The organism is Streptomyces sp. NPDC040432 (genome assembly GCF_055595445.1).
On the sequence record NZ_JBVIVP010000022.1, the window covers coordinates 1 to 24,295 of the forward strand.

The following is a 24,295-nucleotide window of genomic DNA, read 5'->3' on the forward strand; positions in this document are numbered from 1 at the left end:
CCCTCGCGGGTTTTCCTCCGGGCTTTCGTTCTGTTGTCCTGCTCTGTTCTTGCGTTTCCGACTCTATCAGACTCTCTCGGGCCCGATTTCCTCGGTGCTTTCCAGGTCCTGCGCTTTCACGCTTTCCCTTTCCGGCGATTCCGACTCTATCAGATCCTTTCGGGCCTGACTCCCAGTCAGCGGGGTTTGCCCTCGGGGCTGTTGGGCCCTTCCGGCGAGTGAGACAGTAGCGGATTCCCTGCCCCCGAAGCCAATCGGCGGCTGCGTCCTGGGACGCGGATTCCTCATTCGCAAATACGCATGAAAACGAGACGACAACGTGAGTCGTTCGTTCGAATGTGTGGTGCGGGATGGCTGTCCGGGGACCGACCGGGGTCGGCGCTCACTTCGGACAACTCGAAGAACCTTACGGATCGGGCACGGGTGTGTCAACCCCCGGCTGACCGCGCGTGAACCGCGGGAGCGGAGGGGCGGAGGTGCAGCCGGGCGCGGCGCGGGTGTGGGCGGAAAACGCTCCGCCCGGCGCCCTCCCCGGGCTACGGTGGTTCGTATGACCACGCATGCGATCACGCTCGACCTTCGCTGGTGGGCCGCCTGACGGCGGCCACCTTCCACGCGAGCAGACATGCGTACCCGGCCGCCCTTACGGCGGCCGTTCCTGTTCCTCCCCTCCCGGGGGTGGCTCGGTCGCCCGACACGGCGGCCACGACACCACACACAGAGGGAGCGGGACATGACGAGGATCTTCAGCGGGGTCAAGCCGACCGGGCACCTGACCCTGGGGAACTACCTGGGGGCCGTGCGGCAGTGGGTCGCCGCCGAGCAGAAGCCCGACGACGCGCTGTTCTGCGTCGTCGATCTGCACGCCCTGACCGTCGAGCACGATCCGGCGCGGGTGCGCCGGCTCAGCAGGCAGGCCGCGACGCTGTTGCTCGCCGCCGGGCTGGGCCCCGAGAAGTGCACGCTGTTCGTGCAGAGCCACGTGGACGAGCACACCCGGCTCGCGTACCTGCTGGAGTGCACGGCCTCGGACGGCGAGCTGCGCCGGATGATCCAGTACCGGGAGAAGGCAGCGAAGGCGCAGGACGCCGGCGAGGGCGTACGGCTGTCGCTGCTCACCTATCCGGTGCTGATGGCCGCCGACATCCTGGCGTACGACACCGCCGAGGTGCCGGTCGGTGAGGACCAGCGGCAGCACGTGGAGCTGACCCGGGACCTCGCCGTGCGGTTCAACCAGCGGTACGGGCACACATTCACCGTGCCCAGGGCCACGCATCCCCAGGTGGCCGCGAGGGTCATGGACCTGCAGGAGCCGACCTCGAAGATGGGGAAGTCCCACGAGAGCGGTGCGGGGATCGTCTACCTGCTCGACGAGCCGGCGGTGATCCGCAAGAAGGTGATGCGGGCCGTGACCGACAGCGGTGCGGACGGCGTGGTCTACGACCGGACCACGCGCCCGGGAGTCGCGAACCTCCTCGACGTCCTCGCGGCCTGCACGGGCGACGAGCCGGCGGTGCTCGCGCGGGGGTACGCGCAGTACGGGCCCTTGAAGCGGGACGTCGCCGACGCCGTGGTGGAGCTGCTGCGGCCCCTGCGCGAGCGGCACGCGGAGATCTCCGCCGATCCGGGCGAGGTGGAGCGCGTGCTGCGGGACGGTGCGGGGAGGGCGAGGGCGCTGGCGCGGCCGGTGGTGGACCGGGCGTACGAGGCCATCGGGCTGCTGGCCCCCTGAACCCGTACGCCCTCCCCGTACGGTCAGCTGTTGCCGGAGGCGAGTTCGCGGCTGCGGTCGCGGGCCGCCTCCAGGGCGGCGATCAGGGCCGCCCGTACGCCGTGCTTCTCCAGCTCGACGATGGCGTTGATGGTCGTACCGGCCGGGGAGGTGACGGCCTCGCGGAGCTTGACCGGGTGCTCGCCGCTGTCGCGGAGCATCACGGCGGCGCCGATCGCAGCCTGGACGATGAGGTCGTGGGCCTGGGCGCGGGGCAGGCCGAGGAGGATGCCGGCGTCCGTCATCGCTTCGACCAGGTAGTAGAAGTAGGCGGGTCCGGAGCCGGAGAGCGCGGTGGCCGCGTCCTGCTGGGATTCGGGGACCCGAAGGGTCTTGCCGACGCCGCCGAAGATCTCCTCCGTGTGCTGGAGGTGCGCGGCGGTGGCGTGGCTGCCGGCCGAGATGACGGACATGGCCTCGTCGACGAGGGCCGGGGTGTTCGTCATGACACGGACGACCGGGGTGCCGGGGGCGAGCCGTTCCTCGAAGAAGGAGGTGGGGATGCCCGCGGCGCCGCTGATGACCAGGCGGTCGGCCGGGATGTGGGGTGCCAGCTCTTCGAGGAGCTTGCCCATGTCCTGCGGCTTGACGGTGAGGATGAGGGTGTCGGCGCGCTTGGCGGCTTCGGCGTTGCTGACGGCCTCGACGCCGTAGCGGGTGCTGAGCTCCTCGGCGCGCTCGGCGCGGCGGGCGGTGACGAGCAGCTTGCCCGCCGGCCGGCCGCCGCGGATCATCCCGCTGAGCAGGGCCTCGCCGATCTTGCCGGTACCGAGGACTGCGACTGTCTGGGTCATGCCGGGTTCACCTCGCCGAACGAACGTAAGGACGTACGGGTTCATCCTTGCACCCGGTCGGGGGGCGGCGGGCGGGCGTCCGGTCCGTGGGCGGGCGGGGGCGGCTACGGGGTGCGGCGGCGGAGGGTGGCCGCGCCGAGGACGAGGACGAGCAGGGCGCAGCCGGCGACGACGAGGGTGTCGCGGACGAAGTCGGCCGTCATGTCGGTGTGGGTGAGGACCTGGGTCATGCCGTCGACGGCGTAGGACATGGGCAGGACGTTCGAGAGGCCTTCGAGGACGGGCTGCATGGTGTCGCGGGGCGCGAAGAGTCCGCACAGGAGCAGCTGTGGGAAGACCACGGCGGGCATGAACTGGACGGCCTGGAACTCGGACGCGGCGAAGGCGGAGACGAAGAGGCCGAGGGCGGTGCCGAGGAGGGCGTCGAGGAGGGCGACGAGGAGGAGCAGCCAGGGCGAGCCGATGACGTCGAGGCCGAGGGCCCAGAGGGCGAGTCCGGTGGCGAGGAGGGACTGGACGACGGCGACGGCGCCGAAGGCGAGGGCGTAGCCGGCGATCAGGTCGCCCTTGCCGAGGGGCATGGCGAGGAGGCGTTCCAGGGTGCCCGAGGTGCGTTCGCGCAGGGTGGCGATCGAGGTGATCAGGAACATGGTGATGAGGGGGAAGATCCCGAGGAGGCTCGCGCCGGTCGTGTCGAAGGTCTGCGGGCTGCCGTCGAACACGTAGCGCAGCAGGGTCAGCATGACCACGGGGACCAGGAGCATCAGCGCGATGGAGCGCGGGTCGTGGCGGAGCTGGCGCAGGACGCGGGCGGCGGTGGCGAGGGTGCGGGCGCCGTTCATCGGCGGGTTCCTTCGGTGGAGGGCGCGGCGGGCGCCGGGGTGGTGGGCGTGCCCGCGTCGTCCACGAGGCGGAGGAAGCCCTCTTCGACGGTGGCGGAGCCGGTGCGGGTGCGCAGGGCGTCGGGGGTGTCCTGGGCGAGGATCCGGCCCTCACGCATGAGGAGCAGGTCGTGGCAGCGCTCGGCCTCGTCCATGACGTGCGAGGAGACGAGGATCGTCGTGCCGCGGCGGGCGGTGAGGTCGTGGAAGAGGTTCCACAGGTCGCGGCGCAGGACGGGGTCGAGGCCGACGGTGGGTTCGTCGAGGACGAGGAGTTCGGGGGTGCCGAGGAGCGCGACGGCGAGGGAGACGCGGCTGCGTTGGCCCCCGGAGAGGTTGCCGGCGAGGGCGTCGGCGCGGGTCGTGAGGTCGACGTCGGCGATGGCGCGGGTGACGGCTTCCGCGCGGCGGGCCGCCGCGGTGCGGCCGGGGTCGAGGACGGCGGCGAAGTAGTCGAGGTTCTGCCGGACGGTGAGGTCGTCGTAGACGGAGGGGGCCTGGGTGACGTAGCCGATCCGGGCTCGGTTCCCGGGGTGGCCGGCGGGGCGGCCGAGGACGTCGAGGGTGCCGGTGACGTGGGCCTGGGTGCCGACGACGGCGCGCATGAGGGTGGACTTGCCGCAGCCGGAGGGGCCGAGGAGGCCGGTGATGCGGCCGCGGGGGACGTCGAAGGCGATGGCGTCGAGGACGGTGCGGGGGGAGCGGCCGGTGCCGCGGCGGACGGTGAGGCCGTGGGCGTGGACGGCAGGGGCGGGGTGGGCAGGGGTGTGGGGCCCCGTTCCCTCCGGGTCTTTATTCATCATGTGATGAATAATGCTCCCGGCGGTGCCGGGGCGTCAATCGGCCGGGGGGTACGGACTTGGGGCGGCGCCGCGGGGAGGGGCGGGAGGAGCCGCTACTTCTTGCGCTTGGGGCGACGGGCGGCGGGGTTGCCCGTACGGCTGCTGCGGCGGCGGTCGAACTCGGTGACGGCACGTTCGTACTCGGCGCGGTGCAGCTTCTCCCCGGGGGCCTCGACGAGGCAGCGCAGGAAGTACGCGATGAGGGAGCCGATGAAACCGATCGCCTTCAGACCCTTGAGGGCGGCCTCGTCGGAGGAGGGGGCGGCGCGGCGACCGAAGGACTCCCAGGTCTTGGCGAAGGCGATGGAGCTGGCGATCGCGAAGAGGATGACGACGGAGATGCTGAGGAACGGGCCGACGTTGCCGATCTCCAGGCCCTCGTAGGCGAGGCGCAGCAGGTAGGCGCCGGCGACGGCGGCGACGAGCGCGCCGACGGCGACGGCCGCGCGGCGCGGGGCGTAGCCGTTGTCGTGGTTCACCCAGGTGGTGCCGAAGAACCGGATCGGCTCGGGCCGGGGGCCGGGCGCGGGCTCGGCGGACGCGGTGGGCGCCGCGGGGTCGGCGGGCGCGGTGTCCCCGCCGGCGCCGCCGGTCGGGCCGTTGCCCCGGCCGGGTTCCTGGGCCCGCCCGCGACCCCGGGCCTGCCCCTGTCCCTGTCGCCGCCCCTGGCTCGGGCTCTGGCTCTGGTCTCGCTGCTGGTCGTCGCTCACAGCAGCGATTATCCCCCGGCGGATCCGGTCGGCCGGGGGCGTCTCGCGTGGCGGAACGGGTGACGGGCCCAGGTCCCGGGGAGGAGCCCCGGATCGGCGCTCAGCCGCAGCGGCCGGCCACGTAGCCGTCGCTGCCCGTCCTGACGTAGGCATCGGAGACGAACTGGCCGTTGCCGATGCAGTCCCACAGGTCGGTGGTGCCGTACGGGCCGCTGATCATCGTGCCGGGGCACTGGCAGCGGATCGTGACGGTGGCCCCCAGCGGCAGGACCCGGGCGATCGAGTACTGGGTGCCGGGGCCCGTGCGGACGTTGACCTGGTGGCCGGGGGCCACCGGGAAGGACGGGAAACCGGAGGCGGCGGCAGCCACCAGGCTCTCCGCGGCCTCGTTCTCCTGGGTTTCCGGCCGGCCGGAAACGTTCTCGACGGACATGTGAAACATCCCCCCTCGGATGTGCCCTTGCGCAACGCGCGCAGGGTGGCGAGCCCTTGGATGTTCCCACGGGCCATCGACTAGGCTCCGGCGGGGGTGGTGAGCAGTGCAGTCGCGGCGTGCGGACTACGCGGGATTTCCGGAGTACGCCGGGCAGTACCGGCTCGAATCCGTACTCGGCTCCGGTGGCATGGGCGTCGTCCACCTGGCCGCTTCCAGCTCCGGGCTGAAACTCGCCGTCAAGGTCGTGCACGCCCAGCACGCGGTGGACCCGGAGTTCCGGGCGCGGTTCCGGCAGGAGGTCGAGGCCGCCCGGCGGGTGAGCGGGGCGTTCACCGCGCCCGTCGTCGATGCCGATCCGGATGCCGAACGGCCCTGGATGGCCACCTTGTTCATCGATGCCCCGACGCTGTCCGAGCGGGTACGGGAGCGGGTCCTGGACGCCGTCGAGCTGACCCGGCTCGCCGCGGGCCTGGCCGAGGCGTTGCGCGACATCCACCGGGCCGGGGTCGTGCACCGGGACCTGAAGCCGAGCAACGTCCTGATGGCCCCGGACGGGGTGCGGGTGATCGACTTCGGGATCTCCCGCCCGGCCGACAGCGACCTGCGCACCGAGACCGGCAAGCTGATCGGCACGCCGCCGTTCATGGCGCCGGAGCAGTTCCAGCGGCCCCGGGAGGTGGGGACGGCCGCCGACGTGTTCGCGCTGGGCGCCGTGCTCGTGCACGCGGCCACGGGACGGGGGCCGTTCGACTCCGACAGCCACTACCTCGTCGCCTACCAGGTCGTGCACAGCGAGCCCGATCTGACCGGGCTCCCCGCCCGGCTCGTCCCCGTCGTGGCCCGCTGCCTGTCCAAGGATCCCGCGGAACGACCGACGGGTGACGAGCTGATCGCGGAGATCCGCAGCCTGGGCGGTCGGACGGCGGAGGACACGCAGGCCTTCATACCGCAGCCGCGCCCGCCCGTGCCCGACGAAGTCGTCACGCACCAACGGGACGTGGCGCAGGCCGTGTCCGAGGTCCCGCCCGGTACGCCGCCGCCGTCCCGCCCCCGGCGGACACCGCGCAAGGCGCTGGTCGCGGGCGGGGTGGCGCTCCTGCTGGCCGTCGCCGCCACGGGCGGGTACGCGCTCCTCGGAGACCGTGCCGAGGAGGCGGACCAGCAGGTGACGGCCGTTTCGGCGAAGCCCCCCGCGGTCGTGCCGTGGGCGGTGGAGGTGGGTGAAGGCGCGGCGGGCAAACGGTTCGCCGCCTGTTCCTGGTCCGCCCCGGCCCTCCACTGCTCTGCGCGGGGCACGGCCGTGGTGCGGCTCGATCCGGCGGACGGTTCCGTGGTGTGGTCGGCCGCCTCGCCGGCCGCCGCCGACCGTACGGCGACGGACAGCGCTCCCGTGTACGGCGGCGGCGTCGTCGTCTCCCTCGCGTCGGGCAGTCGGCTGTTGCGCGCCCTGGACCCGGCGGACGGCAAGGAGCGCTGGAGCCGCCCGCTGCCGGACGGCACCCGACTGGTGGCCGCCGGGGAGCAGCTGCTGCTGGTGGGGTCGGGCGGCGAGGTGACCGCCCTGAGCACGGCGTCGGGCACCCCCCGGTGGACGAGGCGGATCGGCGGCCCGGGCGCCGAATGGTGGGCGGGGCCCGACGCGTCGGGGCAGCCGGCGTTGTACGCGGCCACGCGCGACGCGTCCGGCAGGTCGACCCGGTTGGCCTCGGTGGACCCCGGGAGCGGGCAGGAGCGTTGGCACGTCGATCGGCCGGGACTGCTGCGGCCGACCGGGGTGGCCGCGGGCGCCGTGCACCTGCTGGAGATCGATGCCTCCAGCGCGGCCCTCGCGGTCGTCCGGGTGGACCTGTCCGAGCGGTCCGTGCGGCGGACGCCGCTGTCGGCTCCGCTGCCCGACGCGGAGGCGACCGCCGGCCCCGACGGGACCGTCTACGCCCTCGGCACCGGGGGCCGGATCGTGGCCGTCGGATCCGACGGCGAGCGTTGGCGGTTGGAGACGGGTACGGCCTCCGCCTCCCGTCCCGTGTACGCGGACGGGCGGCTGTACCTGACCACACCGGACGGGCGGCTCCTGGCGGCCGACACCGGCACCGGGCGGCTGGTGGGGCAGACGAGGACCCGCATGGGCAGTGGGCAGGACACGTTCAGCTCCGCGATCCCCGCCCCCGTGGTCGCCGACGGCCGGGTCTTCGCGTCCGCGCCGGACGGGAGCGTGTTCGCCGTGGACGCGAAGAACCCCGCCGGGTGGTGAAGCGCCCGGCGGGGCTCGGAGCGGAGCGGGGTCAGCCCAGGCGGGAGACGTCGCGGACCGCGCCCTTGTCGGCGCTGGTGGCCATCGCCGCGTAGGCGCGCAGGGCCGCGGAGACCTTGCGCTCGCGGTCCTTCGGGGCGTAGACGCCGCCCAGGGCCTCGTGGCGGGCAGCGAGGGTGGCGTCGTCGACGAGGAGCTCGATCGAGCGGTTCGGGATGTCGATCCGGATCCGGTCGCCGTCCTCGACGACGGCGATGGTGCCGCCCGAGGCCGCCTCGGGCGAGGCGTGCCCGATGGACAGGCCCGAGGTGCCGCCGGAGAAGCGGCCGTCCGTCACGAGCGCGCAGACCTTGCCGAGGCCGCGGCCCTTGAGGAAGGACGTCGGGTAGAGCATCTCCTGCATGCCCGGGCCGCCGCGCGGGCCCTCGTAGCGGATGACGACGACGTCGCCCGCCTTGATCTCCTTGCGGAGGATCTTGTCGACGGCCTCGTCCTGCGACTCGCAGACGACGGCCGGGCCCTCGAAGGTCCAGATCGACTCGTCGACACCGGCCGTCTTCACGACGCAGCCGTCGACGGCGATGTTGCCGCGCAGGACCGCGAGGCCGCCGTCCTTGGAGTACGCGTGCTCCACCGAGCGGATGCAGCCGCCCTCGGCGTCGAGGTCGAGGGTCTCCCAACGCTCGGACTGCGAGAACGCCGTCGCGGAACGCTTGCAGCCGGGGGCCGCGTGCCACAGCTCCATGGCGGTGGCGGAGGCGGTGCCGGAGCGGGCGTCCCACTCCGCCAGCCAGTCCTCCAGGTTGTCCGAGTGGACGGAGGTGACGTCCTTGTTGAGCAGCCCGCCGCGGTGCAGCTCGCCCAGGATGGCCGGGATGCCGCCGGCCCGGTGGATGTCCTCCATGTAGTAGGTGCCGCCGGGCGCCACGTTCGGCGCGACCTTCGACAGGCACGGGACACGGCGCGACACCTCGTCGATGTCGGTCAGGTCGTACTCCAGGCCCGCCTCCTGCGCCGCGGCCAGCAGGTGCAGGATCGTGTTCGTGGAGCCGCCCATCGCGATGTCGAGGGCCATGGCGTTCTCGAAGGCCTGCCGACTGGCGATGTTGCGCGGCAGGACCGAGTCGTCGTCGCCCTCGTAGTAGCGCTTGGTGATCTCCACGACCGTACGGCCGGCGTCCTCGTACAGGGCGCGGCGGGCGGTGTGCGTGGCGAGGACCGAGCCGTTGCCCGGGAGGGCCAGGCCGATGGCCTCGGCGAGGCAGTTCATCGAGTTGGCGGTGAACATGCCCGAGCAGGAACCGCACGTCGGACAGGCGTTCTCCTCGATCCGCAGGACGTCCTCGTCGGAGACGTTCTCGTTCGAGGCGTCGACCATGGCGTCGATCAGGTCGAGCTTGCGGACGGTGCCGTCGACGAGGGTGGCCTGACCGGCCTCCATGGGGCCGCCGGACACGAACACGACGGGGATGTTGAGGCGCATCGCGGCCATCAGCATGCCGGGGGTGATCTTGTCGCAGTTGGAGATGCAGATCAGCGCGTCGGCGCAGTGCGCCTCGACCATGTACTCAACCGAGTCGGCGATCAGGTCGCGCGAGGGCAGCGAGTACAGCATGCCCGCGTGGCCCATGGCGATGCCGTCGTCGACCGCGATGGTGTTGAACTCGCGCGGGATCGCACCGGCCTCGCGGATGGCGTCGGAGACGATCCGACCGACGGGCGCCAGGTGGGTGTGGCCCGGGACGAACTCGGTGAAGGAGTTGGCGACCGCGATGATCGGCTTGCCGATGTCCTCGCTCGCTACGCCCGACGCGCGCATAAGCGCACGTGCGCCTGCCATGTTGCGGCCGTGGGTGACGGTGCGGGACCTCAGCTCGGGCATCGGGTTCACTCCCCATGAGTGCGGCCGGCCCGACGGACGCGACCGCGACTGTAGATATGAATCAGTTACGAGGCTACGCCTGTCGCCCGCGATACGGACAGGCTGTCCGGATGTCGGGACGGGCGGCTCATTCTTCGGTCAGGTGCCGCCCTCGGTCAGGTACCGCTGGAGCGTCGGCGCCACCAGGGCCACGATGTCCTCCGGATCCGCCGACGCGAGCGGCTCGACCTGGACGACGTAGCGCAGGACGGCGATCCCGACCATGTGCGAGGCGGCCAGCTCCGCCCGGAAGGTGGGCTCCGGCACGTCCAGATCGGCGGCGACCCGCTCCAGGACCCGGCGCAGGATCAGCCCGCGCAGGACCTTCGCCGCCGCCTCGTGGGTGAGGGCGGACCGCATCACCGCGAGCATCGGGGCCCGGGTGACCGGGTTCTCCCAGACGCCGAGGAAGTAGCGGGCGAGCCGTTCCCCGATGCCGTCCGGGCCCTCGCCGACCACCGCCGGGACGATCAGGGCGGGCTCCATGCTCACCTCGATCGCCGCGGCGAACAGGTCGTCCTTGCTGCCGAAGTAGTGGTGCACCAGCGCCGGGTCCACCCCGGCGACCTTCGCGACGCCGCGTACGGACGTCTTGTCGTAGCCGCGCTCCGCGAACACCTCCCGGGCCGCGAGCCGGATGACCTCCTGGGTGCCGGGGCCGTCACCGACCTCGTCCTGCCGGGGCCGGCCGGGACCGCGACGCCGCTTCACGGGCTCCGTCATCGGCGCCGCGCCGGGTCCGCGAGGTGCAGCCGGGTGAAGGCCAGCGCCTCGGCGAGGTCGGCCTCGCGCTCGGCGGAGGACATCGCCCGCCGCGTGTTGACCTCGATGACGATGTGCCCGTCGAAGGACGTACGGGCCAGGCCGGCCAGCAGCTCCGCGCAGGGCTGGCTGCCACGGCCGGGCACCAGGTGCTCGTCCTTCGCCGATCCGTTGCCGTCGGCGAGGTGGATGTGCGCGAGCCGGTCGCCCATCCGGTCGATCATGGCGTTGGCGTCCGTACGGGCGGTCGCGGTGTGGGACAGGTCGACGGTGAAGTGCCGGTAGTCGTCCTTGGTGACGTCCCACTCCGGGGCGTAGGCGAGCATCTCGCGGTCCCGGTAGCGCCACGGGTACATGTTCTCCACGGCGAACCGGACGTCCGTCTCGTCCGCCATCCGCCAGATGCCGGTGACGAAGTCCCGCGAGTACTGCCGCTGCCACCGGAACGGCGGGTGCACGACCACCGTCGACGCCCCGAGGCTCTCGGCCGCCGCCCGGGCCCGCTGGAGCTTGATCCACGGATCCGTCGACCAGACGCGCTGGGTGATCAGCAGGCAGGGGGCGTGGACGGCCAGGATCGGCACCCGGTGGTGGTCGGACAGTCGGCGCAACGCGTCGACGTCCTGACTGACCGGGTCCGTCCAGACCATCACCTCGACGCCGTCGTACCCGAGGCGCGCGGCGATCTCGAAGGCGGTCGCCGTGGACTCCGGGTACACGGAGGCCGTGGAGAGCGCGACTTTCGGGATCCGGACTGGTTCTGCCACGGGGACAGGTTACGGGGCGGGGGCGGAGCCGGGGTGGGACAGGTCGACGCCGGGGGTGGGGCCGGTCCGCGGCCGGGGTGGGCGGTGCTCCCCCGGCCCCCGGCCCCCGCTCCCCGGCCCCCGCCCCCCGCCCACCCCTACGGCAGGTGGTCCAGCCTGCGGAGGATGACGCCCTCCCGGAGGGCCCAGGGGCAGATTTCCAGTTCCTCCACGCCGAAGAGGTCCATGGTGGCCTCCGCCACGAGGGCGCCGGCCAGGAGCTGGGAGGCGCGGCCGTCGGAGACACCGGGCAGGGCCGAGCGTTCGAGCGTGGTCATCGCGGCGAGCCTCGGGACCCATTCCACCAGCGACTTCCGGGTCAGGTCGCGCTGGATGTAGAGGCCGTCGGCCTCACGCGCCGCGCCCGCGATGCGGGCCAGTTGCTTGAAGGTCTTCGAGGTGGCCACGACGTGGTCCGGCAGGCCGGAGCGGCTGAACTCCCCCACCGTGCGGGCGATCTGGGCCCGGACGTGTCTGCGCAGGGCCTTCACGTCCGCCGGGTCCGGCGGGTCGCCGGGGAGCCAGGCGGAGGTGAGGCGGCCGGCGCCGAGGGGGAGGGAGACGGCCTTGTCGGGGTCCTCGTCGATGCCGAAGGCAATCTCCAACGACCCGCCGCCGATGTCCAGCACCAGGAGCTTGCCGGCGGACCAGCCGAACCACCGCCGGACCGCCAGGAAGGTCAGGCGGGCCTCGTCCTCGCCGCTGAGGACGGGCAGGTCGATGCCGGTCTCGGCCTTGACGCGGGCGAGGACCTCATCGGCGTTGGTGGCCTCGCGCACCGCGCTGGTGGCGAAGGGCAGCAGGTCCTCGCAGCCCTTGTCCTCGGCGGCCTGCACGGCCTCGCCGATCACCGCGACGAGCCGGTCGATGCCCTCGGGGCCGACCGCACCGTGCTCGTCGAGGAGTTCCGCCAGCCGCAATTGCACCTTGTGCGAGTGCGCGGGCAGGGGGCGCGCACCGGGGTGTGCGTCCACCACCAGCAGATGAATCGTGTTCGAACCCACGTCAAGGACACCGAGTCTCATACGAGAAACGCTACTGGGCGGAACGCGTGGGGGTGGAGTAAGGGGCGCTTAGGCTTGGGTTTGTGCCAAATACGAAGAAGGCCAACAAGACCCGGTCCAAGAAGGACAAGGGCAAGGAGCCCGACGAGAAGGGCCTGGACTTCCCCCGGGCCTGGGTGGAATTCCCCGATCCGGCGGACGACGAGCAGGTCTTCCGGTGCGACCTGACCTGGCTGACCTCCCGCTGGACCTGCATCTTCGGCAGCGGCTGTCAGGGCATCCAGCCGGGCCGCGCCTCCGACGGCTGCTGCACGCTGGGCGCGCACTTCTCGGACGAGGACGACGAGAAGCGCGTCGCGGAGCACGTCGCGCGGCTCACCCCGGAGGTGTGGCAGTTCCACGACGTCGGCAGCGAGAGCGGCTGGACACAGTTCGACGACGACGGCGAGAAGCAGACGCGCCGCTGGGACGGGGCCTGCATCTTCCTGAACCGGCCCGGTTTCCCGGCGGGCGCGGGCTGCTCCCTGCACATCCTGGCGCTCAAGGGCGGCCAGGAGCCGCTGGAGACGAAGCCGGACGTGTGCTGGCAGTTGCCGATCCGGCGCACGTACGACTGGATCGACCGGCCTGACGACACCCGGATCCTCCAGGTGTCGATCGGCGAGTACGACCGGCGGGGCTGGGGTCCGGGCGGCCACGACCTGCACTGGTGGTGCACGTCGGCGACGTCGGCGCACGGCGCGGGCGACCCCGTGTACGTGTCGTACCGGCCGGAGCTGACGGAGCTGATGGGCAAGGAGGGCTACGACGCCCTCGTCGCCCTCTGCGAGGCACGGTTGGCGTCCCTGCTGCCGATGGCGCCGCACCCGGCGGACCCGGCCTGACCCGCACTCGCGCCCGCACCCGCACCCGCACCGACGGCTCCCCCGCTCTATCCCCCGGCCGGCGCCGGGGGCGGGTCGGGGGAAACCGTTCCTCCTGAGGAGGGTTCCGGCGTCGGAGTCGGGGTGCCGGGGTCCGGCGGGGTCGGGGTCGGTGTGGGCGTCGGCGTGGGCGTGGGCGTCGGGGTCGGCTCCGGGGTGGGTGCCGCGGTCGGCGTGGGCGTCGGGGTCGGCTCCGGGACGGGGGCCGGGCGGCCCCGGCCCTGGATGGAGACGACCGCGCCCGCCGGGTCCACGCCCACCCGGGCGCTCCAGGCGCCGACGGGCTGGGCAGCGGCGTCCACGGTGATCCGTAGGGTGACCGATTCTCCGGGCCGCATCGTGCCCGCCGTCTGACTCGCCCGGAGCCACGGGGCGTCGGACCAGAGCCGCCAGTCGACGGGACTGCCGCCCGAGGCGGTGAGGGTGAGCAGGGTGACGGACCCCCGGGTCGTGGCGGCTGCGGTGAGCCGGCCGGGGGTGCCCGGACCGGCCGCTTCCGGGGTCGGGGGCTGGCCGACGCTGATGACCTCGACGGAGACGTCGGGGCCCGCGGCGCCCGGGGCGAAACCGGGCTCGCCGGTGGTGTGGGCGGTGTTGCCGGTGTTCTCGTAGGCGGTGAGCGAGCGGCCGTCGGCGTACGGCAGGGGGATGTCGGACTCGCTGGCGGAGATCCGGGTGCCCTCGCCCCCGACGGGCTCCCCGGTGCTCGGAGCTCCCCGGTACGCCGCCCACAGCGCGATGACCGGCGCGGCGACGACGGTCGCGACGACGGTGGTGGTCACGGCCCGGGCCCGGAGCCGGTCGCGGCGGGCGGCGCGGTCCTTGGGGTCCATGGGGAAGCCGGTCCGGTCGAAGCGCGGGCCGGGGCGGCCACCGCGGCGGCGCCCGGAGCGCAGCATCGCCGCGTGGACGGCGGGGCGGGGCGCCGGGACGAGCGGGAGGGCGGCGTCGACGCCGCCGGTGCCCGGCCAGGGCGCGCCCGCGCCGCCGCGTTCGGCGGCGCGGCGGCAGCGGGGGCAGTCGTCGACGTGGCGGACGAGTTCGGTACGCAGGGAGCTGGACAGCAGGACGTTGCCGTCGCCCCCGTCGCCGTCGTCGCCGGTGAGTCGGGAGACGACGGGGCAGTTCCCGGTCTCGACGACGGCGAGGGCGGCGCGGGTGCGTTCCACCTCGCAGGCGGCCCCGGACAGCAGCTCCCGCGCGGCCGCGGGTCCGGTGCCGAGCACGGAGGCCAGTTCGGGGACGCCGAGGCGGTGGCGGACGGCGAGTTCGAGGGCCTCGCGCTGCTCGGGGGTGGTGCCGGCGGCTTCGGGCCAGGCGAGTCGGGCCAACTCCGTGCGTCGGTAGGCGCTGACGTCGAGTGCGCGATGGGCACCCGGCGCGTGGTCGGGGTCGCCGTGCTCCGGCGCACGCCGGGCGGAGTGCGCGCCCTGGCGGGCGCGGCGTCGCTCGGCCAGCCGGCGCAGGCAGGCCCAGCGGGCGAGGGCGTACAGCCAGGCGCGCCGTTCCCCTTCGTCGGGGCAGCGGCCGGGGTGTCGTTCGGCGACGGCGAGGACGTCCCCGAGGACGTCGGTGGCGGCGTCGTGGTCGCACAGGACCGACAGGCAGTACGTGAACAGGCCGTCCAGGTAGGGCTCGTGCCGGAAGGGCGGTGGCGGGGGCGGCGCGGTCGGCCGCTCGTCGGGGGTGTCGGGGGCACCGGTCGGGCGGGCGGCCGAATCCGGGGCCGGGGTGCCCGCGGTGGGTGGTCCGCCGGTCGGGCGGCCGGTGGCGGCGTCAACCGGTCCATCGGCCGGGACTCCGGATCCTGGCGTGCTCCGCCCCCCATGCGCCTCATGCGCCCCTCGTGCCCCGGGTGCCCCGTACTCCTCGTACGCCCCGTCCGTCACGTCGGCCGCACCCTTCCTCTCGGGCCTCTCGGGCCCCTCGGCAGCCCCGACGGCTGGGGCGGGCGCGCCCCTCGTCGGACCCGCGGCGGGCATGCGCCCGTGCGCCCGGTGTGCGCCGGTGCGCGCTGCGGGGTGTCGTTGGTTGCTGCTGTTCACCTGGCGACCGTAGGCGGCGCGCCGGTGACGGCCCGGAAGCCTTCAGCAGTTTTAGTCCTTACGGGTGAACAGATCGGCTCCGAGCTGACGGTGCCCCTGACGACCGCTCCGCCCGGCGTTGTCGGTGGGGGCCGCTACCGTGGGGCGCATGGCTGCCCGCACCGCTCGTTCATCCGCCAAGGACCGGCCGTCCTACCGCTGCACCGAGTGCGGCTACACGACCGCTAAGTGGCTCGGGCGCTGCCCGGAGTGCCAGGCCTGGGGGACGGTCGAGGAGATGGGCGGCGCCCCCGCCGTACGGACCACCGCGGCCGGGCGCGTGTCGTCACCCGCGCTGCCGATCGGCCAGGTCGACGGCCGGACGGCGACGGCCCGCAGCACCGGGGTGGACGAGTTGGACCGCGTCCTGGGCGGCGGGCTGGTCCCCGGGGCCGTCGTCCTGCTGGCCGGGGAGCCGGGCGTCGGCAAGTCGACGCTGCTCCTCGACGTCGCGGCGAAGGCGGCCGACGGCGACCACCGCACCCTGTACGTCACCGGTGAGGAGTCGGCGAGCCAGGTGCGGCTGCGGGCCGACCGGATCAACGCCCTCAGCGACCACCTCTACCTCGCCGCCGAAACCGACCTGTCCGCGGTCCTGGGCCACCTCGACGCCGTGAAGCCGTCGTTGCTGGTCCTGGACTCCGTACAGACCATCGCCTCACCCGAGATCGACGGCGCGCCCGGCGGCATGGCCCAGGTGCGCGAGGTGGCCGGGGCCCTGATCAGGGCCTCCAAGGAGCGGGGCATGTCCACGCTCCTCGTCGGACACGTCACCAAGGACGGGGCCATCGCGGGCCCCCGTCTGCTGGAGCACCTGGTGGACGTGGTGTTGAGCTTCGAGGGCGACCGGCACGCGCGGCTGCGTCTGGTGCGCGGCGTGAAGAACCGGTACGGGGCCACCGACGAGGTCGGTTGCTTCGAGCTGCACGACGAGGGCATCACCGGGCTCGCCGACCCGAGCGGTCTCTTCCTCACCCGGCGGGCCGAGGCGGTGCCCGGGACCTGTCTGACGGTGACCCTGGAGGGCAAGCGTCCGCTGGTCGCCGAGGTGCAGGCACTGACCGTCGACTCGCAGATCCCCTCGCCCCGCCGGACCACGTCCGGGCTGGAGACCTCACGCGTCTCGATGATGCTGGCCGTCCTGGAGCAGCGCGGCCGGATCACCGCGCTGGGCAAGCGGGACATCTACAGCGCGACCGTGGGCGGGGTGAAGCTGACGGAGCCGGCGGCGGACCTGGCGATCGCGCTGGCGCTGGCCTCGGCCGCCAGTGACGTACCGCTGCCGAAGAACCTGGTGGCGATCGGGGAGGTGGGCCTCGCCGGTGAGGTGCGGCGGGTGACGGGCGTGCAGCGCCGGCTCGCGGAGGCGCACCGGCTGGGCTTCACGCACGCGCTGGTGCCGGCGGACCCGGGCAAGGTCCCGGCCGGCATGAAGGTGACCGAGGTCGCGGACATGGGCGAGGCCCTGCGGGCACTGCCGCGCGGCCGGTCCCGTACGGCGGCCAAGGAGCGCGGGGCGGAGTAGGGGAGCGGCGCCCCGGCGACGCCGGCCAGGAGCGGAATCAGGGGGTCCGCCAACGGGTCGGGCAGCAGGTCAGGGGCCTGCCGCCGGCATCCGCGGGACGGGTACGGGCCAAGGCTCGGCGGGCTCACAGCCCGCGCCGGTAGACTTTGTGCTGGTCCGCCCGGCCGTACGCACGCCCTCGTGCCCGTGGCGCGGGGCGGTACGACCCGCGACCGGAGGAGTGCAGTGGCAGCCAAGGACGGGGCAGCAGCATCCGGCAAGTCGGGCGCCGGCTCCAAGCAGGAGGCCATGATGCGCGCCTCGCTCAGCGCGGTCGCTCCTGGTCAGCCCCTACGTGACGGCCTGGAGCGGATCGTTCGCGGCAACACGGGCGGGCTCATCGTCCTCGGCATGGACAAGTCCGTCGAGGCGATGTGCACCGGCGGTTTCGTGCTGGACGTGGAGTTCACCGCGACGCGGCTGCGCGAGCTCTGCAAGCTCGACGGCGCGCTCATCCTCGACAAGGACATCACCAAGATCCTGCGGGCCGGCGTGCAGCTGGTGCCGGACGCGTCGATCCACACGGAGGAGACGGGCACCCGGCACCGCACCGCGGACCGCGTGTCCAAGCAGTGCGGCTTCCCCGTGGTGTCGGTGTCGCAGTCCATGCGCCTGATCGCGCTCTACGTGGACGGCGAGCGGCGCGTCCTGGAGGAGTCCGGGGCGATCCTGTCGCGGGCCAACCAGGCCCTGGCGACGCTGGAACGGTACAAGCTGCGCCTCGACGAGGTCGCGGGAACGCTCTCCGCGCTGGAGATCGAGGACCTGGTGACCGTCCGCGACGTGACCGCGGTCGCCCAGCGGCTGGAAATGGTTCGCCGGATCGCGACCGAGATCGCCGAGTACGTGGTCGAACTGGGCACGGACGGGCGACTGCTGTCGCTCCAGCTGGACGAACTGACGGTCGGGATCGAGCAGGAGCGGGAGCTGGTGATCCGCGACTACGTCCCGGAGCCGACGGCGAAGCGTTCCCGCACGGTGGAGGAGGCGCTCCCGGCACTGGACGCGCTGACGCACCCGGAGTTGCTGGAGCTGGCCATCGTGGCGCGGGCCCTCGGCTACACGGGCTCCCCGGAGACCCTCGACTCGGCGGTCTCGCCGCGCGGGTACCGGCTGCTGGCGAAGGTGCCGCGGCTGCCCGGGGCGATCATCGAGCGGCTGGTGGAGCACTTCGGCGGGCTGCAGAAGCTCCTCGCGGCGAGCGTCGACGACCTGCAGACCGTGGACGGCGTCGGGGAGGCCCGCGCCCGGAGCGTCCGCGAGGGCCTGTCGCGCCTCGCGGAGTCCTCGATCCTCGAACGCTACGTCTGATCCCTTCGCGGACTCCGCACGGGACACCCGCGTCGGACTCCACGCCGGGCACCCGTCGCGGGACACCCGCCCCGGGCTCCCGCCCCGGGCTCCCGCCGGGCACCGGCCACGGACACCCGCCCCCGGGCGCCGTTCCCGGCGCCCGGGGCGCCTCAGTCCTGCTTCAGGACGAAGGACGCCTGCACCACCGGCATCCCCGGGGCCTTGACCTCGACCATGTAGGTGCCGGGGGTCGCACTGCCCGCCGGGGGCGTCTGGCACTGGTCCGCCGCGCTGAACTTGCGGTCCCATTCCAGGGACTGCTTCGTCTCGCCCTGCGCCGGCACCCGGAAGAACGCCTCGGCGGCGCCCGCCGGGCAGTCGCCGGAGGACCAGACGGCCTTGGCGCCGTTCGACTGAACGATCGTCAGCACCGCTTGCTTCGGGCCGAGTCCGACCTTGCAGGTACTGCCGGAGGTGTTGCGGACGAGCAGTTCGAGACGGGGCTTCTCGTTCGTCTCGTACTCGTTCTTCACGCTCTTGACCTCCCAGCGCAGCGAACCCGCCGGGCAGGTGGGCAGCGGGGAGTCCGCGGGCACCTGCGCCCCGCCGCCGGCGCCGCCCGAGCCGCCCGAGCCCGCGGCGCCGGCCGAACCGGCCCCGCCGCCCGCGGCGTTGCCGCCACCGGGCTCACCGTTCTTGCCCGAGCTGCCGGTGCCGCCGCCGGAGCCGGAGCCCCCGCCGGAGCCCGACTCGGTCCGCCCGCCCGGGGCCTGACTGATCGCCGAGCCGGACGGGGACGGTCCCGCCGTGATCGTGTCCCGCGGGCCGGAGCCGTCGCCGCCCTTGCCGTTCGTACTCGACTTGCCCGCGCCGGAACTGACGGTCCATACGGCGAGGAGGGCGAGGAGCGCCACAACGGACGCCAACACGGCCCTCCGTCGCCAGTAGATGGAAGAGGGGAGCGGCCCGACCGGATTGCGCATAGATCCCACGCACCGAACCTTACGAGAACTCGCACGGCGATCAGCGCCCCCCATGCCGTACAACCGGCAGGTTTTGCCGATGATCATCCTGCGGGAGCAGAGCGGATCGCAAAGTTCCGGCCAAGGGTCCGATGCGATGACGATCCGTCCTTGAGTACGGTCTGTGACCATGGACAGTTCCGACCTCTATCGCGACATCACCGACTTCGCCCGTGACACGCCCTCCTGGGTGCAGTCGGCGTTCGAGGCCGAGACCAAATACGGGCTCCTGCTCTTCGGTGTGCTCTTCATAGCCGTCTGGTGGCGTTCCCGCGGTCACGACGACCGGGCCGTGGCGCTCGCCGTCCTGGCACCGCTGGTCACCGCCATCACGTACGTCGTCTCCGAGACGGTGAAGTCGACCGTCGACGAGGAACGGCCCTGCCGTGCCGTCGCCGGCGCGGCGGCCTCACTGATCGCCTGCCCCGAGTACGGGGACTGGTCGTTCCCGAGCAACCACTCCGCCATCGCGGGCGGCGCGGCCGTCGGCCTCGCCATGGCCGCCCGCCGGCTGGCCGTGTGGACCCTGCCGCTGGCCGTGCTGATGGCCTTCTCCAGGGTCTTCGTGGGGGTGCACTACCCGCACGACGTGGCGATGGGCCTGCTGCTCGGCTTCTCGCTCGCCGCGCTCCTGATGGTCGCGCTGGCCGGTGTGATGAGTCGCGTCGTGGCCGCCGTACGGGCGAGCCGGGCGCCGGTGGCCGTCTGGTTCACCGGTCCGGGCCCGGCGCGCTGAGCCCGAAACGTGCCAGGATGCCGTCTGCCATGACTGCATCCACCACTCCTTCCCCCGACGTCTCCCACGCGCTGCACTCCCCCGTCATCGCGTGGTTCGACGAACACGCCCGTGATCTCCCCTGGCGCCGCCCCGAGGCCGGCTCCTGGGGGGTCATGGTCAGCGAGTTCATGCTCCAGCAGACCCCCGTCAGCCGGGTCCTGCCGGTGTACGAGCAGTGGCTCGCCCGGTGGCCCCGGCCGGCCGCCCTGGCCGCCGAGGCACCCGGCGAGGCCGTCCGCGCCTGGGGCCGGCTCGGCTACCCCCGCCGGGCCCTGCGCCTGCACGGGGCGGCCGTCGCGATAACGGAACGGCACGGCGGCGACGTACCGCGCGAGCACGCGCACCTGCTGGCGCTGCCCGGGATCGGCGAGTACACGGCCGCCGCCGTGGCCTCCTTCGCGTACGGGCAGCGGCACGCGGTGCTGGACACCAACGTGCGCCGGGTGTTCGCCCGCACCGCGACCGGGGTCGAATACCCGCCGAACGCCACCACCGCCGCAGAACGCCGCCTGGCCCGCGCCCTGCTGCCCGAGGACGAGGCGACGGCGGCCCGCTGGGCCGCCGCCTCGATGGAACTGGGCGCCCTGGTGTGCACCGCCAAGAGCCCGGACTGCGTCCGCTGCCCGGTGGCGGGACTGTGCGCGTGGCGCCTCGCCGGGAAGCCCGCGCACGACGGTCCGCCGCGACGCGGTCAGACGTACGCCGGGACGGACCGGCAGGTGCGCGGCAAACTGCTGGCGGTGCTGCGCGACGCCGTGGGCGCGGTCCCGCAGGCGGTCCTCGACACCGTGTGGGACGAACCGGTGCAGCGGGCCCGGGCACTGGACGGTCTGGTCTCCGACGGTCTGGTGGAGCCGCTCGCGCAGGGCATGTACCGGTTGCCGCAGAGCTGAGTCCGCGGCGGTCGCGAACTCCTCGAACCCGGCTCGTAGCTGACTCAACTATTCCGCTTCGGGCCGGGAAACCGCAGCTCACCGGCACTGTTACACAACCTACGGCTGTCCGTGCGTCCACCGAAGGCTCACCCGCACAGTGCCGTGACAACCCGTCCGTACCTTCGGATCCGTAAGACGGCGGAGACGGTTGTACGGCAGCGGAGGCGGTCAGAGATGGCACACGGCGAGGTGCTCGGTTTCGAGGAGTACGTACGCACCCGGCAGGACGCGCTGCTGCGCAGTGCCCGCCGCCTGGTTCCGGACCCCACGGACGCCCAGGACCTCCTCCAGACGGCTCTCGTGCGCACCTACGGCCGCTGGGACGGCATCGCCGACAAGTCCCTGGCCGACGCCTACCTCCGCCGTGTCATGATCAACACCCGGACCGAGTGGTGGCGGGCCCGCAAGCTCGACGAGGTCCCCACCGAGCAGCTCCCCGACGCGTCCGTCGAGGACGGCTCCGACCAGCGCGCCGACCGCGCCCTCCTCATGGACATCCTCAAGGTGCTCGCGCCCAAGCAGCGCAGTGTCGTCGTCCTGCGACACTGGGAGCAGATGAGCACCGAGGAGACGGCCGCGGCGCTCGGTATGTCGACGGGAACCGTGAAGAGCACCCTGCACCGCGCACTGGCCCGGCTCCGGCAGGAGCTGGAGAGCCGGGACCTCGACATGCGCGCGCTCGAACGCGGCGACCACACCAGCCGGTACGAGGGGCGGGAGCGGTGCGCGGCCTGAACGGCCAAGACCTGAGTGACAGAGGCTCCCCCCCGGCCCGTGCCGGGAGGGGGCCGCTCGTACTGGTGTCGGCGGGGACGATCGTCCTCGTCGGCACCGTGCTGTTCGCGGTCGGTTGCTCCACGGGCGGCAGCGGGCTGCGCGACGGCGGCCCCGCCCACACCGATCAGGTGGCCAGGACGGCCAAGCCCTCGGAGGACGCGGACACCGCGCCCGTCCCGCCCGGCAACGCCCCCGCGTCGTCCTCCGGCAGCCCCCTCAAGAAGGTCGACGCGGTGGCCCTGCTGAAGGCGGACCCCAAGGTCAGCCCCGCCGTCAAACGGGACCTCAAGCCCTGCACGGGCAAGGAGTACCCGATCGACGTGAGCTACGGGAAGGTCACCGGCGGCGGCTCCGTGGACGTCGTCGTCAACGTCCTGTCGTGCGCGGACGCGCTCGGGCTCGGCTCGTACGTGTACCGGGCCGATGGCGGGAAGTACGAGAATGTGTTCACGGACGAACAGTCACCGGTCTACGCGGAGATCGACCGGGGCGACCTGATGCTCATCAAGCAGGTTTACGGCAAGGGCGACGCCCTGGCCTATCCCTCCGGCGAGGACGTGATCACGTACCGCTGGAGCGGGGAGAAGTTCACCGAGCAGGACCGTGTGCACACGGAGTACAGCAACGTGGTCGACGGCGGGGGCCAGCCCGCCCCGGCCCTGACGCAGAAGAACTGAAGTGAGGCTGGGCATGGCCGAGACCCATGTGCTGTTCGTGGAGGACGACGACGTCATCCGCGAGGCCACGACCCTGGCGCTGGAGCGCGACGGGTTCGTGGTCACCGCCATGCCCGACGGGCTGTCCGGACTGGAGTCCTTCCGGGCCGACCGGCCCGACATCGCCCTGCTGGACGTGATGGTCCCCGGGATGGACGGCGTCAGCCTGTGCCGCCGCATCCGTGACGAGTCCACCGTCCCCGTGATCATGCTGTCGGCGCGTGCCGACTCCATCGACGTGGTCCTCGGCCTGGAGGCGGGCGCCGACGACTACGTCACCAAGCCCTTCGACGGCTCCGTGCTCGTCGCCCGCATCCGCGCCGTCCTGCGGCGCTTCGGCCACGCCGGCGGACCGCAGAACGGCGGCCAGGGCGGCGGCGAGGGACCGGCCGGGGAACGCGGCGTGCTCTCCTTCGGCGACCTGGAGGTCGACACCGAGGGCATGGAGGTCCGCCGGGCGGGCGCCCCCGTCGCCCTGACGCCGACCGAGATGCGGCTGCTGCTGGAGTTCTCGTCCGCACCCGGCACCGTGCTCTCCCGCGACCGGCTGCTGGAGCGCGTCTGGGACTACGACTGGGGCGGCGACACCCGCGTCGTGGACGTCCACGTCCAGCGACTGCGCACGAAGATCGGTCAGGACCGGATCGAGACGGTCCGGGGCTTCGGATACAAGCTGAAGGCATGAGGAGCTTCACCCTCCGCACGGGCATCCGCTGGAAGATCACACTCGCCATCGCCGCCGTGGGCGCCCTCACCGCGGTCGCGCTGAGCCTGGTCGTGCACAGTGCTGCCCGCGTGTCGATGATGGAGAGCGCCCGCGACGCCGAACTGGAGCGCGTCCAGTACATCGCCACGCGCAACGCCGACATGGGCCGCAAGCCCATCTGGGGGGCCAAGCTCAACGACCCCGAACTCCCGCCGCAGTTGCGGGAGAAGGCCCGGTCGGGCCGGCGCGGCACCTACGTGCAGGAGCACCCGCACAAGCCGCCGGAGGTGTGGGCCGCCGTCCCCCTCGGGAACGGTCAGGTGCTCTCCCTGCACCACCCCTTCCGGGAGAGCGCCAACATGGTGCGCGACCTGGACCAGGCCCTGCTGGTCGGCTCCCTCTCCGTCGTCATCGGCGGTTCGGCCCTCGGCGTGCTCATCGGCGGCCAGATCTCGCGCCGCCTGCGCAAGGCGGCGGCCGCCGCGCAGCGCGTGGCGCACGGGGACCCCGAGGTCCGGGTGCGGGACGCCGTCGGTGGCGTCGTACGGGACGAGACGGACGACCTCGCGCGGGCCGTGGACGCCATGGCGGACGCCCTCCAGCAGCGACTGGAGGCCGAACGGCGGGTCACCGCCGACATCGCGCACGAGCTGCGGACCCCGGTGACGGGCCTGCTCACGGCGGCGGAGCTGCTGCCCCCGGGCCGGCCGACGGAACTCGTGCGGGACCGCGCGCAGGCCCTGCGGGCGCTGGTCGAGGACGTGCTGGAGGTGGCCCGGCTGGACAGCGCGTCCGAGCGGGCCGAGCTCCAGGACGTGGCGCTGGGCGAGTTCGTCAGCCGACGGGTGACGTCGCTGATGCCGGAGGCGGGCGTACGGATCGTCGCGGACGAGATCGTCAGCACCGACCCGCGCCGACTGGAGCGGATCCTCGGCAACCTGCTGGCCAACGCCGCGCGGTACGGGCAGCCTCCGATCCAGGTCGACATCGAGGGCCGCGTCGTGCGCGTCCGGGACCACGGGCCGGGCTTCCCCGAGGCGTTGCTCCGGGAGGGCCCGAGCCGCTTCCGGACCGGGTCGACGGACCGGGCGGGCGTCGGGCACGGACTGGGCCTGACCATCGCGGAGGGCCAGGCCCGGGTGCTGGGCGCCCGGCTGACGTTCCGCAACGTCGCGGCGCCGGGCGGCGCCGCGGGAGAGGACGCGTCGGCGGGCGCGGTGGCGGTGTTGTGGCTTCCGGAGCACGCGCCGACGGCGACGGGGAGCTTCCCGATCATCCAGCTGCCGGGGTGAGTCGGGGCGTACGGCCGGGCACGGGGC

22 protein-coding genes are annotated in these 24,295 nt (G+C 73.2%); 11 read left to right on the top strand and 11 right to left on the bottom strand.

Annotated elements, in window-relative coordinates; translation table 11 throughout:
• Positions 1-733: 733 nt before the first annotated feature.
• Positions 734-1,732 (top strand): tryptophan--tRNA ligase, encoded by a 999-nt coding sequence (trpS, locus tag ACZ58N_RS31130; protein ID WP_471166616.1) that lies wholly within the window; start codon positions 734-736, stop codon positions 1,730-1,732.
• A 23-nt stretch (positions 1,733-1,755) separates the two neighbouring features.
• Here the strand turns inward: trpS and proC are convergent, their stop codons facing one another.
• The 5 genes from proC to ACZ58N_RS31155 form a co-directional block, all read right to left on the bottom strand.
• Positions 1,756-2,565, bottom strand: a complete 810-nt coding sequence (gene proC / locus ACZ58N_RS31135; protein WP_281209170.1) for a pyrroline-5-carboxylate reductase — start codon at positions 2,563-2,565, stop codon at positions 1,756-1,758.
• A gap of 104 nt (positions 2,566-2,669) precedes the next feature.
• Complete coding sequence (locus tag ACZ58N_RS31140; protein ID WP_471166619.1) at positions 2,670-3,407, bottom strand: ABC transporter permease; 738 nt, start codon at positions 3,405-3,407, stop codon at positions 2,670-2,672.
• A complete protein-coding gene (locus tag ACZ58N_RS31145) occupies positions 3,404-4,249 on the bottom strand; it encodes an ABC transporter ATP-binding protein (RefSeq protein ID WP_471166622.1) in 846 nt (281 codons plus the stop codon). Before ACZ58N_RS31145 ends, ACZ58N_RS31140 begins: the two co-directional genes overlap by 4 nt.
• A gap of 92 nt (positions 4,250-4,341) precedes the next feature.
• On the bottom strand, positions 4,342-4,791 hold the full coding sequence (locus tag ACZ58N_RS31150) for a hypothetical protein (protein ID WP_471166884.1): 450 nt from the start codon (positions 4,789-4,791) through the stop codon (positions 4,342-4,344).
• A 307-nt stretch (positions 4,792-5,098) separates the two neighbouring features.
• Positions 5,099-5,431, bottom strand: a complete 333-nt coding sequence (locus ACZ58N_RS31155; RefSeq protein ID WP_471166625.1) for a peptidase — start codon at positions 5,429-5,431, stop codon at positions 5,099-5,101.
• A 106-nt stretch (positions 5,432-5,537) separates the two neighbouring features.
• Between ACZ58N_RS31155 and ACZ58N_RS31160 the strand changes: the two genes are divergently transcribed.
• Complete coding sequence (locus ACZ58N_RS31160) at positions 5,538-7,685, top strand: serine/threonine-protein kinase (protein ID WP_471166628.1); 2,148 nt, start codon at positions 5,538-5,540, stop codon at positions 7,683-7,685.
• A gap of 31 nt (positions 7,686-7,716) precedes the next feature.
• Here the strand turns inward: ACZ58N_RS31160 and ilvD are convergent, their stop codons facing one another.
• The 4 genes from ilvD to ACZ58N_RS31180 form a co-directional block, all read right to left on the bottom strand.
• Positions 7,717-9,567 (bottom strand): dihydroxy-acid dehydratase, encoded by a 1,851-nt coding sequence (ilvD, locus tag ACZ58N_RS31165; RefSeq protein WP_471166631.1) that lies wholly within the window; start codon positions 9,565-9,567, stop codon positions 7,717-7,719.
• 138 nt (positions 9,568-9,705) lie between these two features.
• Entirely contained in the window at positions 9,706-10,329 is a 624-nt protein-coding gene (locus tag ACZ58N_RS31170) for a TetR/AcrR family transcriptional regulator (RefSeq protein WP_471166633.1), read from the bottom strand.
• Entirely contained in the window at positions 10,326-11,135 is an 810-nt protein-coding gene (locus tag ACZ58N_RS31175; RefSeq protein WP_471166636.1) for a sugar phosphate isomerase/epimerase family protein, read from the bottom strand. Before ACZ58N_RS31175 ends, ACZ58N_RS31170 begins: the two co-directional genes overlap by 4 nt.
• A 137-nt stretch (positions 11,136-11,272) precedes the next feature.
• On the bottom strand, positions 11,273-12,199 hold the full coding sequence (locus ACZ58N_RS31180) for a Ppx/GppA family phosphatase (RefSeq protein ID WP_471166639.1): 927 nt from the start codon (positions 12,197-12,199) through the stop codon (positions 11,273-11,275).
• Positions 12,200-12,261: 62 nt separating this feature from the next.
• Here ACZ58N_RS31180 and ACZ58N_RS31185 point away from each other — a divergent pair, with 62 nt between their 5' ends.
• Positions 12,262-13,062, top strand: a complete 801-nt coding sequence (locus tag ACZ58N_RS31185; protein WP_281209179.1) for a DUF3109 family protein — start codon at positions 12,262-12,264, stop codon at positions 13,060-13,062.
• Positions 13,063-13,109: 47 nt separating this feature from the next.
• On the opposite strand, the gene ACZ58N_RS31190 is transcribed toward ACZ58N_RS31185, so the two are convergent.
• Complete coding sequence (locus ACZ58N_RS31190) at positions 13,110-14,990, bottom strand: RNA polymerase sigma factor (RefSeq protein WP_471166643.1); 1,881 nt, start codon at positions 14,988-14,990, stop codon at positions 13,110-13,112.
• 304 nt (positions 14,991-15,294) lie between these two features.
• On the opposite strand from ACZ58N_RS31190, the gene radA reads away from it, so the two are divergent.
• Positions 15,295-16,710, top strand: a complete 1,416-nt coding sequence (gene radA / locus ACZ58N_RS31195) for a DNA repair protein RadA (protein WP_471166646.1) — start codon at positions 15,295-15,297, stop codon at positions 16,708-16,710.
• 225 nt (positions 16,711-16,935) lie between these two features.
• Complete coding sequence (gene disA, locus ACZ58N_RS31200; RefSeq protein ID WP_471166649.1) at positions 16,936-18,060, top strand: DNA integrity scanning diadenylate cyclase DisA; 1,125 nt, start codon at positions 16,936-16,938, stop codon at positions 18,058-18,060.
• A gap of 152 nt (positions 18,061-18,212) precedes the next feature.
• Here the strand turns inward: disA and ACZ58N_RS31205 are convergent, their stop codons facing one another.
• Positions 18,213-18,971 carry a hypothetical protein gene (locus ACZ58N_RS31205; protein ID WP_471166652.1) on the bottom strand — a complete coding sequence of 253 codons (759 nt, stop codon included), beginning with the start codon at positions 18,969-18,971 and terminating at the stop codon, positions 18,213-18,215.
• Positions 18,972-19,194: 223 nt separating this feature from the next.
• Here ACZ58N_RS31205 and ACZ58N_RS31210 point away from each other — a divergent pair, with 223 nt between their 5' ends.
• From ACZ58N_RS31210 to cseC, 6 genes are all read left to right on the top strand, one after another.
• Positions 19,195-19,800 (top strand): phosphatase PAP2 family protein, encoded by a 606-nt coding sequence (locus ACZ58N_RS31210; RefSeq protein ID WP_471166655.1) that lies wholly within the window; start codon positions 19,195-19,197, stop codon positions 19,798-19,800.
• A gap of 29 nt (positions 19,801-19,829) precedes the next feature.
• On the top strand, positions 19,830-20,735 hold the full coding sequence (locus ACZ58N_RS31215; protein WP_471166657.1) for an HhH-GPD family protein: 906 nt from the start codon (positions 19,830-19,832) through the stop codon (positions 20,733-20,735).
• 216 nt (positions 20,736-20,951) lie between these two features.
• Positions 20,952-21,512, top strand: coding sequence for a SigE family RNA polymerase sigma factor (locus tag ACZ58N_RS31220; RefSeq protein ID WP_281209186.1), 561 nt, complete (start codon positions 20,952-20,954; stop codon positions 21,510-21,512).
• A gap of 65 nt (positions 21,513-21,577) precedes the next feature.
• Entirely contained in the window at positions 21,578-22,231 is a 654-nt protein-coding gene (locus ACZ58N_RS31225; protein ID WP_471166660.1) for a hypothetical protein, read from the top strand.
• Between the two features lie 13 nt (positions 22,232-22,244).
• Complete coding sequence (gene cseB / locus ACZ58N_RS31230; protein WP_471166662.1) at positions 22,245-22,955, top strand: two-component system response regulator CseB; 711 nt, start codon at positions 22,245-22,247, stop codon at positions 22,953-22,955.
• Positions 22,952-24,268, top strand: a complete 1,317-nt coding sequence (cseC, locus tag ACZ58N_RS31235) for a two-component system sensor histidine kinase CseC (RefSeq protein ID WP_471166664.1) — start codon at positions 22,952-22,954, stop codon at positions 24,266-24,268. The genes cseB and cseC overlap by 4 nt, the downstream gene beginning before the upstream one ends.
• Positions 24,269-24,295 lie beyond the last annotated feature (27 nt).

What these genes read in the sequence shown, in the direction of transcription:
- ACZ58N_RS31140 (WP_471166619.1), bottom strand. Translation starts at nt 3,407, where the DNA reads ATGAACGGCGCCCGCACCCTCGCCACCGCCGCCCGCGTCCTGCGCCAG.
- ACZ58N_RS31145 (WP_471166622.1), bottom strand. Translation starts at nt 4,249, where the DNA reads ATGATGAATAAAGACCCGGAGGGAACGGGGCCCCACACCCCTGCCCAC.
- ACZ58N_RS31170 (WP_471166633.1), bottom strand. Translation starts at nt 10,329, where the DNA reads ATGACGGAGCCCGTGAAGCGGCGTCGCGGTCCCGGCCGGCCCCGGCAG.
- radA (WP_471166646.1), top strand. Translation starts at nt 15,295, where the DNA reads ATGGCTGCCCGCACCGCTCGTTCATCCGCCAAGGACCGGCCGTCCTAC.
- trpS (WP_471166616.1), top strand. Translation starts at nt 734, where the DNA reads ATGACGAGGATCTTCAGCGGGGTCAAGCCGACCGGGCACCTGACCCTG.
- cseB (WP_471166662.1), top strand. Translation starts at nt 22,245, where the DNA reads ATGGCCGAGACCCATGTGCTGTTCGTGGAGGACGACGACGTCATCCGC.
- ACZ58N_RS31180 (WP_471166639.1), bottom strand. Translation starts at nt 12,199, where the DNA reads ATGAGACTCGGTGTCCTTGACGTGGGTTCGAACACGATTCATCTGCTG.
- ACZ58N_RS31215 (WP_471166657.1), top strand. Translation starts at nt 19,830, where the DNA reads ATGACTGCATCCACCACTCCTTCCCCCGACGTCTCCCACGCGCTGCAC.
- proC (WP_281209170.1), bottom strand. Translation starts at nt 2,565, where the DNA reads ATGACCCAGACAGTCGCAGTCCTCGGTACCGGCAAGATCGGCGAGGCC.
- ilvD (WP_471166631.1), bottom strand. Translation starts at nt 9,567, where the DNA reads ATGCCCGAGCTGAGGTCCCGCACCGTCACCCACGGCCGCAACATGGCA.
- ACZ58N_RS31220 (WP_281209186.1), top strand. Translation starts at nt 20,952, where the DNA reads ATGGCACACGGCGAGGTGCTCGGTTTCGAGGAGTACGTACGCACCCGG.
- cseC (WP_471166664.1), top strand. Translation starts at nt 22,952, where the DNA reads ATGAGGAGCTTCACCCTCCGCACGGGCATCCGCTGGAAGATCACACTC.
- ACZ58N_RS31155 (WP_471166625.1), bottom strand. Translation starts at nt 5,431, where the DNA reads ATGTCCGTCGAGAACGTTTCCGGCCGGCCGGAAACCCAGGAGAACGAG.
- ACZ58N_RS31210 (WP_471166655.1), top strand. Translation starts at nt 19,195, where the DNA reads ATGGACAGTTCCGACCTCTATCGCGACATCACCGACTTCGCCCGTGAC.